Below are 16,320 nucleotides of genomic sequence, written 5' to 3'. Positions count from 1 at the left end.
TAAGCTTCTTTGCGCCGATAGTAGTTGGGGGTTTCTCCCTGCGAGGGTAGGACGTCGCCATGCTTCATTCCGCAATAGCTCAGTTGGTAGTAGCGCATGACTGTTAATCATGATGTCGTAGGTTCGAGTCCTACTTGCGGAGTAATAATGGATTGGCTTGATTGATTCGTTATTTCCTTGGAGAGTTGTCCGAGCTGGCCGAAGGAGCACGATTGGAAATCGTGTAGGCGGGTAAAACTGTCTCAAGGGTTCGAATCCCTTACTCTCCGTTATAGTCTAGGCCCGTTGGTCAAGCGGTTAAGACACCGCCCTTTCACGGCGGTAACACGGGTTCGAGTCCCGTACGGGTCATCACATATAGGAGGTTTAGCTCAGCTGGGAGAGCGTCTGCCTTACAAGCAGGATGTCAGCGGTTCGATCCCGTTAACCTCCATTGTAAATAATTAGGTTCCGTGGTGTAGGGGTTAACATGCCTGCCTGTCACGCAGGAGATCGCGGGTTCAATTCCCGTCGGAACCGTTTGGCTCGGTAGCTCAGTTGGTAGAGCACTTGATTGAAGCTCAAGGTGTCGGCAGTTCGATTCTGTCCCGAGCCATATGGAGGGATAGCGAAGTGGCTAAACGCGGCGGACTGTAAATCCGCTCCTTCGGGTTCAGTGGTTCGAATCCACTTCCCTCCATTGTTTATATGAGTTGAACTCGGCAAACGTATTAGGGGTATAGTTTAACGGTAGAACAGCGGTCTCCAAAACCGTTAGCGTGGGTTCGATTCCTGCTACCCCTGTTTATAGGATCATGGCGATCGTGGCGAAGTGGTTAACGCACCGGATTGTGGCTCCGGCACTCGTGGGTTCGATTCCCATCGATCGCCCTTTATATGAATGGGCTATAGCCAAGCGGTAAGGCAACGGACTTTGACTCCGTCATTCGTTGGTTCGAATCCAGCTAGCCCAGTTTTGTAAATAGTGGCGGTATAGCCAAGTGGTAAGGCACAGGTCTGCAAAACCTTTATCACCGGTTCAAATCCGGTTACCGCCTTTCCTATTTATAAAAAATATTAGTATGCCGGCGTGGCGGAATTGGCAGACGCGCTGGACTCAAAATCCAGTGTCCGATGAGGACGTGCCGGTTCGACCCCGGCCGCCGGTATAAAGAGACAAAGGTCTCATCCGCCTAAAAGAGCTTCTAAATGTTGAAAGACATTTAGAAGCTCTTTTTTGTATAGGATTAAACTTATTTCCCCCTATTTTTTACTAATTGGGCTATAGTTTTAAAAGAAGGGTTTTTGGCATCTGAAATCAAACGATAGAGGAAAGTTTCACTGGAGATTAAAGAGACCCCGTCCGTTTGTAGTTGGCTCAGTGCCCATTCATGCTCTTTTAGACTTCTTGCAGTAACAGCATCTCTAATCAGATGGACTTTAAGATGAGGATAGTCTTCCAACAACTGATGAGCAGTTTGTTCGATGCAAATAGAAGTTTCCATCCCGATGATGACAACATGTTGAATGGAATCATTCAGATGATTTAAGACTTCTTTAATGCAGGCGTTGAACCTGGTTTTAGGATAAACATAAGCATCTTTTAAAAAGGGGCTGAGTTCTTCAATTGTAGGGCCTAAGCCTTTAGGATATTGTTCAGTTACTATTTTTTTTATTGGAAAATCTTCAAGACCTTTTAGTAGGAAAAGAACATTTTCTATGTAATTCTTGGGCTGTGGCATAGCTCTGACTAATTTACTTTGGATATCTATAATTAAGAGTAGGGTGTTATCTACAGTCATTTGTGACATATCAAAGACTCCTTTGTCGAAATCTAACTAGAGAGAATCTAGTGTAAAATATTGAAAAAGCTATTGATAACATTATTATAGCAAGCGTGTTTAGCTTTAGCTAGATGAGAAAATATAGATGGATAGCGGCTTTATTTGAGATGAGAAAATATAGATGCCTAGAAGGTTCATTTGAGAAGGTATGCTAGAATATAGACGAATAGGGCATCTATTTTTGAAGAGGATTAAAAAAATAGGTAAAAAGCAAGGTCGACAAATTCTTGGGGATTGAGCTAGGATAGAAAAGAAGGGGAGAAAGTTGCCAATAGCTGGAAAGATTGAAAAGATGCGTTATATAGTAGCTGAAAAGCCGTTCATATATATAGAACTAGAAGGGAAAAGAGCTTTCTTGTTCCATGATGTTTTGACAGGTCTATATGAACTTCATGAAGGTGATTTGGTTAGATTGTTTGGTAAAGCTAATAAGAGAGGTCAGTTTATTATCAGGCATTATGAGAAGATTAGATCTAACAGAGAAGACCCTTTTAAAAGTTATAAAGGGCATCCCTATCCAAAGAAGGGTCATCATAGTTTTAAATAGGCATATGGAACAATAAGCGAATGGAGAAATATGAGATGAAGTCGTTTGGAAGCATAAAGTAGGTCTAAAAGTGATCAAGGTCAAAGCTGATTTGTAGTGATCAAGGAAAGAGGACTTGTTATGGTCAAGGATAAAGCCAACTTGTAATTATCAAAGCCGACTTGTACGGATCAAGGGAAAAGATGACCTGTAATGATCAAGGTCGCTAATGTTCTTTCAGGATTTGGCTGAATATGTTAAAATTCCATTAAGAATATAAAAAGGAGGAAGTGTTATGAAATGCTGCCCATTTTGTTCAGCGTCTATCAAAAATGAGGCTAAATTCTGCCCTCATTGTGGGGAAAGACAAACAAATAAAGATGAGGTTCATCAAGTTTTATCAAAAGATAAGCCGAAAGTTCAAAAGAAAATAGTGAATAGCAGATCGCAAAATGCTAGCGTGGATCAACAGCATGAAAGATCAACAGCTAGGTCTAAACTAACTCAAGAAAGTGTGCATTCGCAATTAAAGAATATAGATAGACAACAAGTTAAAGATGAAGCTAGAAATTATTTTGAATTTATAAAGAGACAAGTCTTATGTCCTAGTTTTGAAGTAGAAAATGAAAGTTACTATGGCTTGGCGAATATACTAGTTATGCTTGCCTTAGCGTTTTTTGGATTAAGAGAAATCATTAAATCACTTATCCCAGTAAATAGCTTACCTGCCATCGGAGATGCGACTGCTGATATGGGAATGAAATTTCTTTCAGAATTTTTCAGCCAATTTGCCCTTTATTCAGCTATTTTTATTCTTTCGCACTTCTTGATCGTTGTTGCCATCGAAAAAATGTATCTTCACAAGAACATATCTGTTTTTCGTTTGGCTAATCGTATTTTCGGACCTTTAAGTTTTGTGCTTGTGTTAGAACTTTTAGGCTTGCTTTTAGCACTACTTGGCACAAGTTATAAGTTAACTTTAGCCCTAACCCTTAGCTTTTTAGTCATAGTACCTTTTGCTGTATTGGGGTATTTATGCTTGTATTTGACGGATGAAAACAAGCGATATCATCTTATTTTGCTTGTCACTATAGCTACTATGATGATAGATTACTACTTGATAAAGTCCTTCATTTTTAAATTTGTGATGATGTTTATACAAAAAATGAGTATGATGGATGGACTAAAGAGACTATTTCAATAGAACTTTATCTACTAAGGAAAGGAGATTGAAGGATGAAGACTTGTTTAAAATGCCATAAGTCAATCAAAAATGAGGCTAAATTTTGCCCTATCTGCGGAGCACAACAAGCTGTAAAAGGAGAAATGCCAAAGCAAGAAGCAGCTATAGAGAAGATCCCTAATGAGAGGCACCGGTCCAGTCAAGATCAGTCAGGGAGCCAATGTCTAGAAAAAATAATAGAGAATAATAACTACTTGAAATTTTTAAAGGACAATGTATTAAATCCAAGTTTATCAGTAAGAAATGAAAGTTATTTTGGGCTCATTAACTTAGCTATATTAGTTATTTTACCACCGATAGTGACGACAAAGGCCATCTTACTTGGAATAGAGCAATTCTTAATGATGATAAGCAACATGTTAGGCAAAATAGGAGGAGCCTCTATTCCTAGTGTGGATGTACAAAAACAATTGGCGGTAATTGATGGAACGAATTTTATAGGAATAAATGCTTGTTATGTATTGGCTCAAGTCGCCTTAGTGCTTGCCTTTTCTATGCTAGTTTCTAAGAAGAAATCCTCCATTTTATCTTATGTGAACCAATTTTTTGCTCCCTTGTCCATTGTAGTGGTCATTCAAGCAGCTACTGCTGGATTAGTTCTTTTGGGTTTGGCCTCAAAAATTATTTTTATCGCTTCTTTTGTATCCTTGGTGCTTATATCGGTGAATGCGATAGGACTTATTTGGGAAAATACAAGGAATTTTCGGCAACAATACTATCTTGTCCTCGCATCTTTTGTGGTTCAATTAGTCATCAACTACAACTTGATTCGTAGCCTATTTGAAACGCTGGAAAGATTGGCGAAAGATTCTTTTTATTAGGAATTAACTATGATGAAGTCAAAAAAATTAAATATCTATCAACTAGCATTTTCGCTAGCTGTAACATTTTTTCTGCTATTTACTTTATCTAGCCATTTAATGAATGAGTCAAGCAAGCTGGAGGCTAGTGAGATAAGGTCTAGCCTGTTGAATAAGAGGCTTTTAAAGGATACTAGTACACAGAAAAGAGATCCCAAATATAAAGAGAAATATAAAAGTAAAAGCACAAAAGCTAAGCAGACGAAAGCCAATAAGTTGAGATGGGATAACACTCAACAGATGTTGCTCTCTGTTCAGGAGAATAACTTAGCTGTTTGTGTTTTAGATATAAGGACAGGCAGGATAGTTGGACTACACGTCGATCAACCATTCTATGCAGCAAGTGTGGCTAAATTGCCGATTGTTTTGTGGACGATGGAATTAATTCACCAAGGTAAAATTTCGTTTGAGACAAGTTTCGCCTATAAAGATATAGTTAATGATATACCAGGAGCCATGCAACGTAATGGGACAGGTAGCTTGCAATATCAGGCTGTAGAAGGTCAAGAATTTACTGTTCGCGATTTAATACAACGGACGATTTGTGAATCAGATAATCAAGCATCTAATATGTTGAGTTATTATCTTGGGCAAAAAAATGCCAAGGCTTATCAAAAGTTTCGTCAAAAATTTGACCCAGAAGCTAAGTTAAATTTTAGTAAGCTGATGACAGCTAGGGTTGCTGCCCGTTATATGGCTGCTTTATCTCAAGAAGATGAACTAGCAAGTGATTTCCAATCTACTTTATGGGCAGGCTCAAAGATTGGAACTTTACCTTACCCAGTGTGGCATAAAATTGGGGTAAACGGTCAATATAATCACGATGCGGCTTATGTGCCTGCTATTCGTCCTTATGTCATGGTGATTATGACAAAAGGCTGGACAGATAATGCTATTGCGACTCTTGCACAACGTATCGACCATATTCTGTCTGAAACGTAATGAGTAGGTTAGGGGGGAAAAGAATGAAAGTTTGCCAAATTTGTCATAGCCATAATAGAGATGAGGCAAAGTTTTGTGAACATTGTGGGTCTGTGATCAAAATTAAGGAAGCTCATAGGAAAGTAGAGAGACAGACTGCCGATCATTTCTGCATGAATTGCGGGGAAAAGAATGAACAAGGGGCACGTTTTTGTCTCAACTGTGGGCAAGAATTGCTAGTTTCTCAAGAAGACCAAATGGAAAAGGATCAAGAAGACTTAACATATGAAGGGACAAAGGATCAAGAAGAAGACCTAGATCAAGAAGAAGACCTAATGGATGAAGGGACAAAAGATCAAGAAGACCTAGATCAAGAAGAAGACCTCATAGATGAAAGAACAAAAGAAGACGGTCAAATAGAGAAGTTCACTCATCAAGAGGGAAAACGATCTTTTGAAAGTAAAGATGACGAGCTAGAAAGTCCAGTATCGCCTAGACTAGCGCAATTTTGCCCAGAATGTGGCAATTCTAATAGTGCAGAGAGCCTTTTTTGCGAAAATTGCGGGGCTGATTTAAGAGAATCTTTTGAAGATCCTGTTGGTGAAGATCCTGATGGGCTGTATGGAGAAAGCTCAGTAGAAGAAGATTGGGAAAACTATTCAAGGCAAGAGCAGAAGAAGTTGAGTGGGAAAAATAAAGTTTTACTTGGACTTGTACTAGTTCTTATACTTGCATTTTTCGGGATAAAGTCTTATGCGGCTAGATATTTTACCATTGAGAATCAAATAAAAGACTTTGCGATTGCCATTGAAAAAGGGGATAACAAAAAAGTTAGTCAACATTTAGTGGTGGAAAAGTGCGAAGTAACCCCTGAAACGGTCAAACCTTTCATAAAATACATGAAAGAAAATAAAAAGGGAATTCAGGAATTAAAAAAATGGTCTAAAAAGGATATAGAGTCATTTCAAAAGCAAGGCATTATAAAACAAAGCGGCAAAATATATGGCTTATATCCTAAATATGTGTTTAATTTACCTTCTATGTCTATTGACCTTTCAGTGGCAAATAAGGGGGCAGATGTGTATTTAGGGGATAAAAAGATAGCCCATGCAAATAGGGATAATTATACGAAAACGATAGGGCCTTATATTATGGGTAAATATAAGATCATAGGTAAATATAAAGATAAGAAGGGGAAAATCATCACGACAAGAAGTGATGTTTCTCCAGAAAATCCTATGGCAGATATTGATTTTCAACAGATAGTGATTCCTTTCGAAACCGACCTTGATTTAGTAGATGTTTATGTTGATGGAAAGAAGATTGGACAAGTTAAAGGGGGTAGGGGAGAAATTGGCCCACTTACCTACCATAAAGGCTTAACGATCAAAGTAACTGGTAAACTAGCAGATGGCAAAACAGCTAGCAAGACCTATGAAGTACAAGCTGGAGAGTTCAAGCAAGGTGAGGGAAGCCCAGCCCCTTTGCAATTTAATTTAGAAGAGCTTGATAAAGAAGTGCTTGAAAACTTTGTGAAAGACTACTATCAAAAGATTTCTGAAGTGACCCAAAGCAAGACAAAGTATGATCAAGCATCTTTTGCTGATGAATTCTTTATAGACGGGCAAAATAATGAAGCCTTTAAAGGATTGAATAAGTATATCCAGTGGTGCCGGGATCGTTCGAGTAAGAATACTTTTAGTCATGTTCGTTTCGATTCAGTTGTTGATGAAGTAAATCCTCTCGGAAAAGGGGTCTACCAAATGAGCTATCAAGTTCGCTACAATACTAGCTATCCACCAGCAACGCATAAGGATGAACGAAAAGAAGGATTCTATTATGAAGATGTGAAAATTAAAGTGACTGGAAGCAAGGATGGAAAGCCAATCATCAAATTTATAGACAATGGGAATGGGGGCAAGAAGAACGAAGATAACCATCCGGAATTAGGCTAGAGAAACGGTTTAAAGGAATAGTTAAAAGACAAATAGCGTCCAGATCTTTTGATGAGACTCTGGGCGCTTTTGGCATAGTATAAAAAAGCTAAGACATTATGTTAGAAATCTAAAGGCTGACGGTAAGGGTCATCGCTAGTATAACCAAGAACTGTTGACTTGAAAGACTCCATGAGCTCTTCTTTAGGTAGGCTATGACCGATGAGCACTAGAGTAGATTCACGATCTTCTTCTGAAATGAAAGGACGCCCCTCTGAAACATCAAAACTCATCTGAACGCCTTGAATGATGATTTGATTGGGGACATTTGCCACAGATAGGATACCCTTGTAGCGGTAAAGTTGTGGACCATAATAGCTAATCAGCTCGTTTAACCACATTTGAATAGCCTCTAAAGACAAAGGCTCTTTTTCGTGGATAGCTAAGGAAACAACAGAGCTGTGGTGGTCATGTTCATGATGCTTGTGATCATGGACTATATCCTCCTCTTTTTGAGCGTAGTCGCAAGATGATGGATTTGAAATAGATTGCCGATCTTCTTCATCGTGTTCATGTGGGCAACTTTTTTGGCAGTGAGAATGAACTTGTTCTTCTTCAAAAACTTCTTGAGCTTTTCGCATCAAATGCACCTGTTCTTCCGTCATCATAAAGGCGTCCATTTGAAGGATATCATCCAAATGTATAGTAGAGAGGTCCAGTAAATCGAGTGGCGCCATTGGATTGATTTGACGGACTAAATCTTCTATTTCATGGAGACGTTCTTGCTTTACCTGGTCTGTTTTTGTGAGATAAAGATGGTCGGCAAAGGCAATTTGTTTTTCTGGCTCGCTTTGCCAGGCTAATTGCTTTTCGATATAAAGACTATCCACTAGGCAGATAACCCCATTAATTCTGAAATGTTGTTTTAAAAAAGGTAAGTTGAAGAAGGTTTGAACGATAGGGGCAGGATCAGCCATTCCAGTGGTTTCAATGATAATGTGATCAATAGCTACGCCCTTCTCTTCCTTGGCCTTTAGGATGGAACGGAGCATGTCAGCTATATCTGTCCTTAGGGTGCAACAGAGGCAACCATTGGCCATTTGGTAGATATCCTCTTCAACTGCCATCACAAGACGGTGATCGATGCTTTCTTCACCATATTCATTGATGATGACAGCGACAGCCTGCCCATGGTCTTCTTTCAAAATATGGTTAATTAAAGTTGTTTTTCCCGCTCCTAAAAAGCCAGTGATAATGCTGACAGGAATTTGTGGCATTTCTGCTTCCTCCTTAAAAAGCCCTAGTACAGAGGGCGTATTCGCTAATTATTTTAGCATAAATCCCTGCAAGCGAAAGTATTTAAGCTTTTCCTTTCCAATTACTTGATTGGTCTCTTCAAATGAGAAAAAAACCGGAAGAAAAGAGTCAATTATCTTGACAAAAATTTTTACATTAGTATAATAAATTCTGTCGTCAAGAGACGTTCGTAATCCCTTGCTGTCTTGTACCGAGGTTTTACGCATGATATTGCTAACCAGGCTCACGTCTGGTTAGCTTTTTTCTTTTATAGAGGAGTAAATTTTCTTTAATTCGGTGCCTTTTATAAGCATGGTATAATAACAATGTGAGCGATAAGGAAGCCCCTTAATAGGCTCTCTAGCATTACTTTTTTCATAAGAAAATTAGGGATCTTCTTTTATGGAGGTGAGCAAATGAAAGCAGAAGAATATAAGCAGGCTATCCGTCACTATGCGATGGAAGAATTAAATATTCAAAAAATTGGTTTTACGGATGCTTCTCCTTTTTTGGAATATGAGGAAGGCTTGAGGAAAAAGCAAAGGGAAGGCCTATTGAGTGGCTTTGAACACCCTATAATAGAAGAAAGAATTTATCCAGATCGTATTTTTGACCAGCCCAAGACCATCCTTTCGCTTGCGCTTGCCTATCCTACTAAGCCAAAAGAGAAGCTAGAAAGGAAAAAAGGAGAGAGGCGAGGGGCCTTTGCACGAGTTTCTTGGGGAGTAGATTACCATACCCTAATGGCCAAAAAATTGGCTCTCTTGGAAGACTATATCAAGGAGTTAATTCCTGGCGTCCGCTGCAAAAGTATGGTAGATACTGGAGAATTAATTGATGTTGCTGTAGCGCAACGAGCTGGCCTAGGCTTCATTGGCTATAATGGACTACTTGTGACAAAAGAGTATGGGTCTTATGTCTACTTAGGAGATATGATATTAAGTGTAGCCTTGCCTCCTGATAAAGCTATGGCTAATCAATGTGGAGAGTGTAGACGTTGTGTGCAATTTTGCCCAACAGGAGCCTTGCTAGGGAACGGCTCAATGAATCCGCATCGTTGCTTATCTTTTCAAACGCAAAATAAGCAGTTTATGGGGAAAGAGTTTCGACGAAAAATGTCGCACGTTATTTATGGTTGCGATATTTGCCAACAAGTTTGCCCATATAATAGGGGGATGGATTTCCATCTGCATCCTGAAATGGAGGATGATCCTCAGACGATTTTCCCTGAATTGACGGAGTTATTGACCTTGTCTAATAGGGAGTTTAAGGAAAAGTTTGGCCACTTATCAGGAGCTTGGAGGGGAAAGAAGCCTCTTCAGAGGAATGCTATTATAGCCTTGGCAAATTATAAGGACAAAACAGCTGTGCCCAGTCTCTTGGAGTTGATGGAAAAGGATGCTAGGCCAGTTATTGTGGGGACTTCAGCTTGGGCGGTGGCAGAAATTATTGCCACTTCTTCAGTAGAGTTGGAGAGATTTTTTAAGGAAGTTCAAGAACGCTTCCCAGAAGACGAGGACTTTCAGACGGAAATGAATCAGGCTTTACATAGATTAAGGGAGAAGGAAACTGATAGATCAAGTTGATAAAAGATTGAATCAAGAGAAGGACGTGTAGAATCCTTAGATGAAAGTTCGCCTTACTTTTGAAATTCCTTAAGACTAGTCGACTAAATAGAGATAGGAGAGGCTAGCTTTTATAGAATTTAAAGAGTAAATATCGTTTAAAATGGCGAAAACATGAAGAAGCAGCCCTTTAAATGAGGGAAACTGTGGCTTGGCTTTCTGAATAGCTAGAGGTTAGTGGGGCAGTATTTCATAAAGATTCCCCGTTTTTTGTCTTATATCGTGGTTTTCAGTACTATGTAAATATAAAAATCAGCTGATAATAGCAGAATAAATTTTACTAAACTTTTATAATAAAAAATGTTGTAAGAAATTAACTGGTAAAAAAATTGCCAAAAACGAAAAAGCTTAGAAGAGAGGAAAAGAAAAATGACTAAAAACCATATTGTACTATATCAACCGTTAATTCCTGCTAATACTGGGAATATTTCAAGAACATGCGCAGCAACTGACACAACGCTTCATCTTATTCATCCTTTGGGCTTTAAGATCGATGACAAGCATTTGAAAAGAGCGGGTTTAGACTACTGGGATAAGGTGGATATTGTTCACCATGACTCTTTGGACGATTTCATGGAATACTTGGGAGATAGGCGTTTGTACATGATTTCTAAATTTGGGAACAAGGTCTATAGTGACCAAGATTTCACCAAAGATGACGAGATATTCTTCCTTTTCGGGAAGGAAACGACCGGCTTGCCAGAAGACTTTATGAGAGAGCGCCCTGAGAGTGCCATCCGCTTACCGATGGACGATAGCCATGTAAGGGCTTTAAACTTGTCCAATTGTGCTGCTATTATGGTGTATGAAGCACTGAGACAACAAGCTTTTCAAGGTTTGGATCAAACCCATCACTACGCCAATGATAAAATAGATAAAATAGACGGCGAAAAAAATAAAAAATAAGGCAAAAAAAGTCTAGTCACAAAATAAATTAAATGATAAAATGATTAAAGTGTGAGGAATTTGGCAATTGAAAGGCTTTCTTCTTCGTGCAAAGGCTTACAGCTAATGGTAAAATATAGCTGTATTCGAGATCGAGTGACGTCGGATCTCGAAAAAACAAAAAGGAAGGTGGATTTTGTTATGGCAGAAAAACCAATCCAAGTCTTTTCTGAAATTGGCAAGCTAAAAGAAGTTCTTTTACACCGCCCAGGGAAAGAATTGGAAAACTTAGTACCTGACTATTTGGAACGGTTGCTGTTCGATGACATTCCATATTTGGAACGTGCTCAAGAAGAACATGACAACTTTGCAAAAGTCTTGGAAAAAAATGGTGTCAAGGTTGTTTACCTCGAAGACCTAGCTGCAGAAGCTCTAAGCACTCCTGAATTGAAGGAACAATTCTTGGATGAGTATTTAGATCAAGCTAATATTCGTGGGGTTAAGACAAAAGCTCAAATCCGCGAATTATTGTTGGGGATTGAAGACAACAAAGAATTCATCCTTAAGACAATGGCTGGGATTCAAAAAGCTGAATTGCCAGAATTGGAAGAAAAGAACCTTTCTGACATGGTTGATTCCGACTATCCATTCGCTATCGACCCAATGCCTAACCTATACTTCACACGCGACAACTTTGCTTCTATCGGGTATGGGATTTCCTTAAACCGTATGTACTCTGTTACTCGTAACCGTGAAGTGATTTATGCGAAATACATCTTTAACTACCATCCAAAATACAAAGATGCTTATGTTCCACGCTTATATAGCCCAGAATATACTAGCCGTATTGAAGGTGGGGACGAACTAGTTCTTTCTAATAAGGTATTGGCAGTTGGGATGAGTCAACGGACGGCTCCAGAATCTATCGAAGTATTGGCTCAACATCTCTTTGATGCTGACATGGGCTTTGAAAAGATCTTAGCCTTTGACTTGGCTGTTAACCGTAAATTCATGCACTTAGATACAGTATTTACAATGGTTGACTACGATAAATTCACTATTCACCCAGAAATTGAAGGCGACTTGACAGTTTACTCCATTACTCGTGATGAAAACAAAGAATTGCATATCGTACAAGAAACAGCTAAATTGGAAGACATTTTATGTAAAGCTCTCGGCTTAGAAAAAGTAACATTGATCCGTTGCGGAAATGGTAACATTACTGCTGCTGCTCGTGAACAATGGAATGACGGTTCTAACACATTGACAATTGCACCAGGTGAAGTTGTTGTTTATGACCGCAACGTTATCACGAACAAGGCTCTTGAAGCCCATGGATTGAACTTGCACGTTATCCCAGGATCCGAATTAGTTCGCGGTCGTGGTGGTCCTCGTTGCATGTCTATGCCATTGTTCCGTGAACCATTGGAAAAATAGCATAGGGCTGTAGCTAGATACAACTAGTATAGGGTAATTAGCTTGTAAACCATTTGTTAGGAGCTTATTTCACAATTGGCGCTTCGACCGATCTATTTGACTAAATGGATCGATGCTTGGCAGTGTAGAGGCTGCTTGATCCGAGTCAAAAAGGAAAGGTGTTCTTGAAATAGCTAAGTCAGTTGGTATGGCAGAAACTTTTAAGGGTGCGGTTTTTGGCGAGCTAACGCTTACTTTTAGAGGACAAGTGTTGATTGAAAATAACTTTACGGGTTGCCATTTTTAGCTATTAGGACTAGGTTTTATTTAGACCTAGGCTAGAGAGGAAAGTTTCTTAAAGGCAGGGGAGTATTCTCCTTGACTGAATGGCTAGGGATGTCTTGTCGAATGTTTGGGGTTATCCGATTTAAGATCACCTCTAGAATACGTTCATCAAATCGAACAAGCTGAAAACCGCCTATAAGCGGTTGTAGCTGCTACACCAGTTAACTTATTCAATTAGGAAAGTTTAAGCTGTGGCGGGCGGAAACGCCCGCCAATTTTTATAGAAAGTAAGCGAAGGTTTGTCAGGAAACAAGTATTTATAGGCTATTAGGTATTATCACATGGCAAGTCGATGAATTACTTTAAAGTAAAGAGCTTTTCAATTGGCTATAAAAGTTTCTTTTACGAGCATTAATTAAAGAAAAGGATGGACGATTATGGAAACAAATGAGAAAAAAGGCTTTAAAATGCCCTCATCCTTTGTTATTCTGTTCCTCATTATCGCAGTTATGGCTGTATTAACTTGGGTTATTCCAGCCGGTAAATATGATGTCGATAAAGCAGGGAACTTGATTGCAGGGACTTATAAACAAGTGGCAAGTAACCCACAAGGGATTTGGGATGTCTTAATGGCACCAATTCACGGTATGCTTGGTAAAGGAGATACGGGTGGATCTATTGAAGTAGCCTTCTTTATCTTGATGGTTGGGGGATTCCTTGGCGTTGTTAATGAAACAGGTGCTCTTGATGCAGGGATTGCTTCAACAGTCCGCAAATACAAGGGTAAAGAAAAAATGTTGATTCCTGTTTTGATGTTCTTGTTCGCTCTTGGTGGCTCGACCTATGGGATGGCTGAAGAAACAATGGCTTTCTATCCATTGATCGTTCCTGTTATGATGGCTGTTGGTTTTGACGCTGTTGTTGGGACAGCAATTATCTTGCTTGGGTCTCAATTAGGTTGCTTGGCTTCAACAGTTAATCCATTTGCAACAGGGGTAGCTTCAAACATTGCAGGGGTTTCTCTAGCTGATGGTATCGGTTTACGCTTACTTATCTTTGCTATGGTGGTTGTTTTAGGGGTTGCCTATGTATGGCGTTATGCGTCTAAAGTTGAAAAAGATCCTAAAGCTTCCATTGTGTATGGCTTGGAAACACCTGAACGCCATGCCATGGAATTAGAAGCTTCAGACGGGGATGTTCGCACTTTAACGAAGAAACAATCCCACGTGTTGATGGTCTTTGCCTTAACTTTTGTCATCATGATTATGAGCTTGATTCCTTGGGGGACTTGGACAAACTTCTTCTCTAATTCCGTCAAAGGCCTTACCAATGCGCCAGCTATTGGGACGATTCTAGGGAAAGATCTCTTGCCTTTTGGGGAATGGTACTTCCCAGAAATTACTATGCTCTTCCTCTTTATGGCTGTTTTGGTTGGCTTTATCTATGGCATTAGTGAAGAACGCTTTATTGATGTATTCTTACATGGTGCTGCCGACCTCCTATCAGTTGCCTTGATCGTTGCGGTTGCTCGTGGTATTCAAGTTATCATGAACGATGGTCAAATTACAGCGACAGTTCTTTACTGGGGTGAACAATCCTTGGGCGGTTTATCCAAACCAGTCTTCATTGTCCTCACCTACATTTTCTACTTACCATTAAGCTTCTTGATCCCATCTACATCTGGATTGGCAGGGGCAACAATGGGGATTATGGCTCCATTGGGTGAATTTAACGGTGTGGCTCGTTCCCTCGTTATCACAGCTTATCAATCTGCTAATGGGCTCTTGAACTTGATTTCACCAACAAGTGCTATCGTTATGGGTGGTTTGTCACTCTCTAACGTGCCAATTGAAAAATGGTGGAAATTCGTTATGCCATTGATCGGCGCTGTGGTTGTTGGGACAGTAATTGTCTTAGTCCTTGGAACAATGATTTAAGACAAGGAAATAGATTTGACTATTCCTCTAAGCTAAATGGATGAAACATTATAGAAAGACCACCCTGGACGATTTTGTTCAGGGTGGATGCTTTCAATAAAGATATTTGATACAATTCTTTAATCAGGTCTTGTATCTTTAATAGAACGGAAACAATTGAATCCGCTTAACTTGAGAGGGTGTGTAGTGGGATTCAACTAAAGAAGGGAGTTTTACTATGGGTCAATTTGTAGAAGAATCACATTTAACAGAATGCTATCAAGCGATTAAACATGTCGTAAGTTTCCCATCTGTTTGTAATGAAGGAGAAAATGGGACACCATTTGGGCAAGCTATCCAGGATTGTTTGGAAGACACACTGGAACTTTGTAAATCCTTAGGGATGAGAACTTATATTGATCCTGAAGGCTACTATGGCTATGCGGAAATTGGGGAAGGTGAAGAATTATTTGCTGTCCTTTGCCATCTAGATGTTGTTCCAGTTGGTGATGAAAGCAAATGGACAACACCTCCTTTTGAAGCAAATATTCGAGACGGTCGTATATACGGACGGGGCACCCAAGATGATAAGGGTCCTACAATGATTGCTCTTTATGCCTTGAAGTCTCTCTTAGATAAAGACGTTACCTTTAATAAACGCTTGCGCTTTATTTTTGGGACAGATGAAGAAACCTTATGGCGTTGCCTAAACCGTTATGCTGAAAAAGAAGAAAAAGCGACCATGGGCTTTGCTCCTGACTCTGGCTTCCCATTAACTTTTGCTGAAAAGAAATTGCTTCAAGTGAAATTACACGGCCCTGGATGCGAACAAGTTCAAGCTGATTTAGGTGGAGCCTTCAATATGGTTCCAGATGAAGTTCTTATTGAAGATCCAATTAATGAAAAAGTGGCAGAAGCTTTATCGAAGAAAGATATTCCTTATGATCTTGAAGATGGAAAGTTGCATATCAAAGGGAAATCCGTTCATAGTAAAGACTCTGATCAAGGGATTAATGCTGTTATGCGTTATCTCATTGGGTTGAATGAAGTCATTGACCATCCATTAGTTAAATTCTTGGTGGAAAAGATTGGGGAAAATGCCTTAGCTTATGATCTTGTAGGGACTGACAAAAAAGATGATGTATCTGGACCATTAACCCTAAATGTGGCTCGTGTGACTTTAGATAAAGACCATAGTGAAGCTTGCCTAGACCTTCGTATGCCAGTGAAGATCGAAAAAGATGAAATGACTCAACCAATCATTGATAAAGCTAAAGAATATGGTGTGGAATATGAAGAATTTGACTATTTAGATTCTCTATACGTGCCTCTTGATAGTAAACTGGTCACGACTCTCTTGAATGTTTATCGTGAACATACTGGAGATATGACAGAAGCTATTTCAAGTGGCGGGGCGACTTTCGCACGTACGATGGACAATTGTGTGGCTTTTGGTGCTCATTTACCTCAATATGAAGAAACAGAACACCAAATTAATGAGTTTATCGAATTGGATAATGTCAAAGTGGCTATGGAAATCTATGCTGATGCTTTGTATCAATTAGTAACTGTAGAAGGGGAGAAGTAAGC

General features: G+C 39.5%; 11 protein-coding genes and 12 tRNA genes. 21 read left to right on the top strand and 2 right to left on the bottom strand.

Going from position 1 to position 16,320, the window contains the following annotated elements; translation table 11 throughout:
* The first annotated feature begins 68 nt into the window (after positions 1–68).
* The 12 genes from D3H64_RS03650 (at position 69) to D3H64_RS03595 (ending at position 1,148) form a co-directional block, all read left to right on the top strand.
* Positions 69–142: transfer RNA gene (locus tag D3H64_RS03650), tRNA-Asn, on the top strand.
* A gap of 37 nt (positions 143–179) precedes the next feature.
* Positions 180–269 (top strand) — tRNA-Ser (locus tag D3H64_RS03645).
* A gap of 10 nt (positions 270–279) precedes the next feature.
* A tRNA-Glu gene (locus tag D3H64_RS03640) sits at positions 280–351 on the top strand.
* A gap of 9 nt (positions 352–360) precedes the next feature.
* Positions 361–433, top strand: a tRNA-Val gene (locus D3H64_RS03635).
* 13 nt (positions 434–446) lie between these two features.
* Positions 447–519 (top strand) — tRNA-Asp (locus D3H64_RS03630).
* Between the two features lie 3 nt (positions 520–522).
* Positions 523–595, top strand: a tRNA-Phe gene (locus D3H64_RS03625).
* Between the two features lie 3 nt (positions 596–598).
* Positions 599–679: transfer RNA gene (locus tag D3H64_RS03620), tRNA-Tyr, on the top strand.
* A 33-nt stretch (positions 680–712) separates the two neighbouring features.
* Positions 713–783: transfer RNA gene (locus D3H64_RS03615), tRNA-Trp, on the top strand.
* Positions 784–797: 14 nt separating this feature from the next.
* Positions 798–870, top strand: a tRNA-His gene (locus D3H64_RS03610).
* Positions 871–881: 11 nt separating this feature from the next.
* A tRNA-Gln gene (locus tag D3H64_RS03605) sits at positions 882–953 on the top strand.
* A 13-nt stretch (positions 954–966) separates the two neighbouring features.
* Positions 967–1,037, top strand: a tRNA-Cys gene (locus D3H64_RS03600).
* A 26-nt stretch (positions 1,038–1,063) separates the two neighbouring features.
* A tRNA-Leu gene (locus D3H64_RS03595) sits at positions 1,064–1,148 on the top strand.
* 84 nt (positions 1,149–1,232) lie between these two features.
* Here the strand turns inward: D3H64_RS03595 and D3H64_RS03590 are convergent.
* Positions 1,233–1,790 (bottom strand): isochorismatase family protein, encoded by a 558-nt coding sequence (locus D3H64_RS03590; RefSeq protein ID WP_121564878.1) that lies wholly within the window; start codon positions 1,788–1,790, stop codon positions 1,233–1,235.
* Positions 1,791–2,644: 854 nt separating this feature from the next.
* On the opposite strand from D3H64_RS03590, the gene D3H64_RS03580 reads away from it, so the two are divergent.
* The 4 genes from D3H64_RS03580 to D3H64_RS03565 are packed head-to-tail and all read left to right on the top strand — an operon-like array spanning position 2,645 to position 7,328.
* Positions 2,645–3,553 carry a zinc ribbon domain-containing protein gene (locus D3H64_RS03580; RefSeq protein ID WP_121564874.1) on the top strand — a complete coding sequence of 303 codons (909 nt, stop codon included), beginning with the start codon at positions 2,645–2,647 and terminating at the stop codon, positions 3,551–3,553.
* Positions 3,554–3,585: 32 nt separating this feature from the next.
* Positions 3,586–4,413, top strand: coding sequence for a zinc ribbon domain-containing protein (locus D3H64_RS03575; protein ID WP_121564872.1), 828 nt, complete (start codon positions 3,586–3,588; stop codon positions 4,411–4,413).
* Positions 4,414–4,425: 12 nt separating this feature from the next.
* Positions 4,426–5,394 carry a serine hydrolase gene (locus D3H64_RS03570; RefSeq protein WP_158589215.1) on the top strand — a complete coding sequence of 323 codons (969 nt, stop codon included), beginning with the start codon at positions 4,426–4,428 and terminating at the stop codon, positions 5,392–5,394.
* Positions 5,395–5,417: 23 nt separating this feature from the next.
* Positions 5,418–7,328: a zinc-ribbon domain-containing protein gene (locus D3H64_RS03565; RefSeq protein ID WP_158589214.1), complete on the top strand. Its 1,911-nt coding sequence runs from the start codon at positions 5,418–5,420 to the stop codon at positions 7,326–7,328.
* Positions 7,329–7,429: 101 nt separating this feature from the next.
* Here the strand turns inward: D3H64_RS03565 and D3H64_RS03560 are convergent, their stop codons facing one another.
* Positions 7,430–8,584 carry a GTP-binding protein gene (locus D3H64_RS03560; RefSeq protein WP_121564866.1) on the bottom strand — a complete coding sequence of 385 codons (1,155 nt, stop codon included), beginning with the start codon at positions 8,582–8,584 and terminating at the stop codon, positions 7,430–7,432.
* A gap of 435 nt (positions 8,585–9,019) precedes the next feature.
* On the opposite strand from D3H64_RS03560, the gene queG reads away from it, so the two are divergent.
* The 5 genes from queG (at position 9,020) to D3H64_RS03535 (ending at position 16,318) form a co-directional block, all read left to right on the top strand.
* On the top strand, positions 9,020–10,189 hold the full coding sequence (gene queG, locus D3H64_RS03555) for a tRNA epoxyqueuosine(34) reductase QueG (RefSeq protein ID WP_121564864.1): 1,170 nt from the start codon (positions 9,020–9,022) through the stop codon (positions 10,187–10,189).
* A 408-nt stretch (positions 10,190–10,597) separates the two neighbouring features.
* On the top strand, positions 10,598–11,134 hold the full coding sequence (gene trmL, locus D3H64_RS03550) for a tRNA (uridine(34)/cytosine(34)/5-carboxymethylaminomethyluridine(34)-2'-O)-methyltransferase TrmL (protein ID WP_121564862.1): 537 nt from the start codon (positions 10,598–10,600) through the stop codon (positions 11,132–11,134).
* Positions 11,135–11,314: 180 nt separating this feature from the next.
* Positions 11,315–12,550 (top strand): arginine deiminase, encoded by a 1,236-nt coding sequence (gene arcA / locus D3H64_RS03545; RefSeq protein WP_121564860.1) that lies wholly within the window; start codon positions 11,315–11,317, stop codon positions 12,548–12,550.
* Between the two features lie 701 nt (positions 12,551–13,251).
* A complete protein-coding gene (locus tag D3H64_RS03540) occupies positions 13,252–14,751 on the top strand; it encodes a YfcC family protein (RefSeq protein ID WP_121564858.1) in 1,500 nt (499 codons plus the stop codon).
* A 217-nt stretch (positions 14,752–14,968) separates the two neighbouring features.
* Positions 14,969–16,318 carry a M20 family metallopeptidase gene (locus D3H64_RS03535; RefSeq protein WP_121564856.1) on the top strand — a complete coding sequence of 450 codons (1,350 nt, stop codon included), beginning with the start codon at positions 14,969–14,971 and terminating at the stop codon, positions 16,316–16,318.
* Positions 16,319–16,320 lie beyond the last annotated feature (2 nt).

This window comes from Atopobacter sp. AH10 (genome assembly GCF_003664595.1).
GTDB lineage: Bacteria > Bacillota > Bacilli > Lactobacillales > Aerococcaceae > Atopobacter.
The sequence above is the reverse complement of the archived record's forward strand: the minus strand, read 5'-3'. Positions and strand labels throughout refer to the sequence as shown.

Coding starts and splice junctions, on each gene's coding strand:
- D3H64_RS03580 (WP_121564874.1), top strand. CDS start 2,645: ATGAAATGCTGCCCATTTTGTTCAGCGTCTATCAAAAATGAGGCTAAA.
- D3H64_RS03570 (WP_158589215.1), top strand. CDS start 4,426: ATGAAGTCAAAAAAATTAAATATCTATCAACTAGCATTTTCGCTAGCT.
- D3H64_RS03560 (WP_121564866.1), bottom strand. CDS start 8,584: ATGCCACAAATTCCTGTCAGCATTATCACTGGCTTTTTAGGAGCGGGA.
- D3H64_RS03575 (WP_121564872.1), top strand. CDS start 3,586: ATGAAGACTTGTTTAAAATGCCATAAGTCAATCAAAAATGAGGCTAAA.
- D3H64_RS03535 (WP_121564856.1), top strand. CDS start 14,969: ATGGGTCAATTTGTAGAAGAATCACATTTAACAGAATGCTATCAAGCG.
- D3H64_RS03590 (WP_121564878.1), bottom strand. CDS start 1,790: ATGTCACAAATGACTGTAGATAACACCCTACTCTTAATTATAGATATC.
- D3H64_RS03540 (WP_121564858.1), top strand. CDS start 13,252: ATGGAAACAAATGAGAAAAAAGGCTTTAAAATGCCCTCATCCTTTGTT.
- D3H64_RS03565 (WP_158589214.1), top strand. CDS start 5,418: ATGAAAGTTTGCCAAATTTGTCATAGCCATAATAGAGATGAGGCAAAG.
- trmL (WP_121564862.1), top strand. CDS start 10,598: ATGACTAAAAACCATATTGTACTATATCAACCGTTAATTCCTGCTAAT.
- queG (WP_121564864.1), top strand. CDS start 9,020: ATGAAAGCAGAAGAATATAAGCAGGCTATCCGTCACTATGCGATGGAA.
- arcA (WP_121564860.1), top strand. CDS start 11,315: ATGGCAGAAAAACCAATCCAAGTCTTTTCTGAAATTGGCAAGCTAAAA.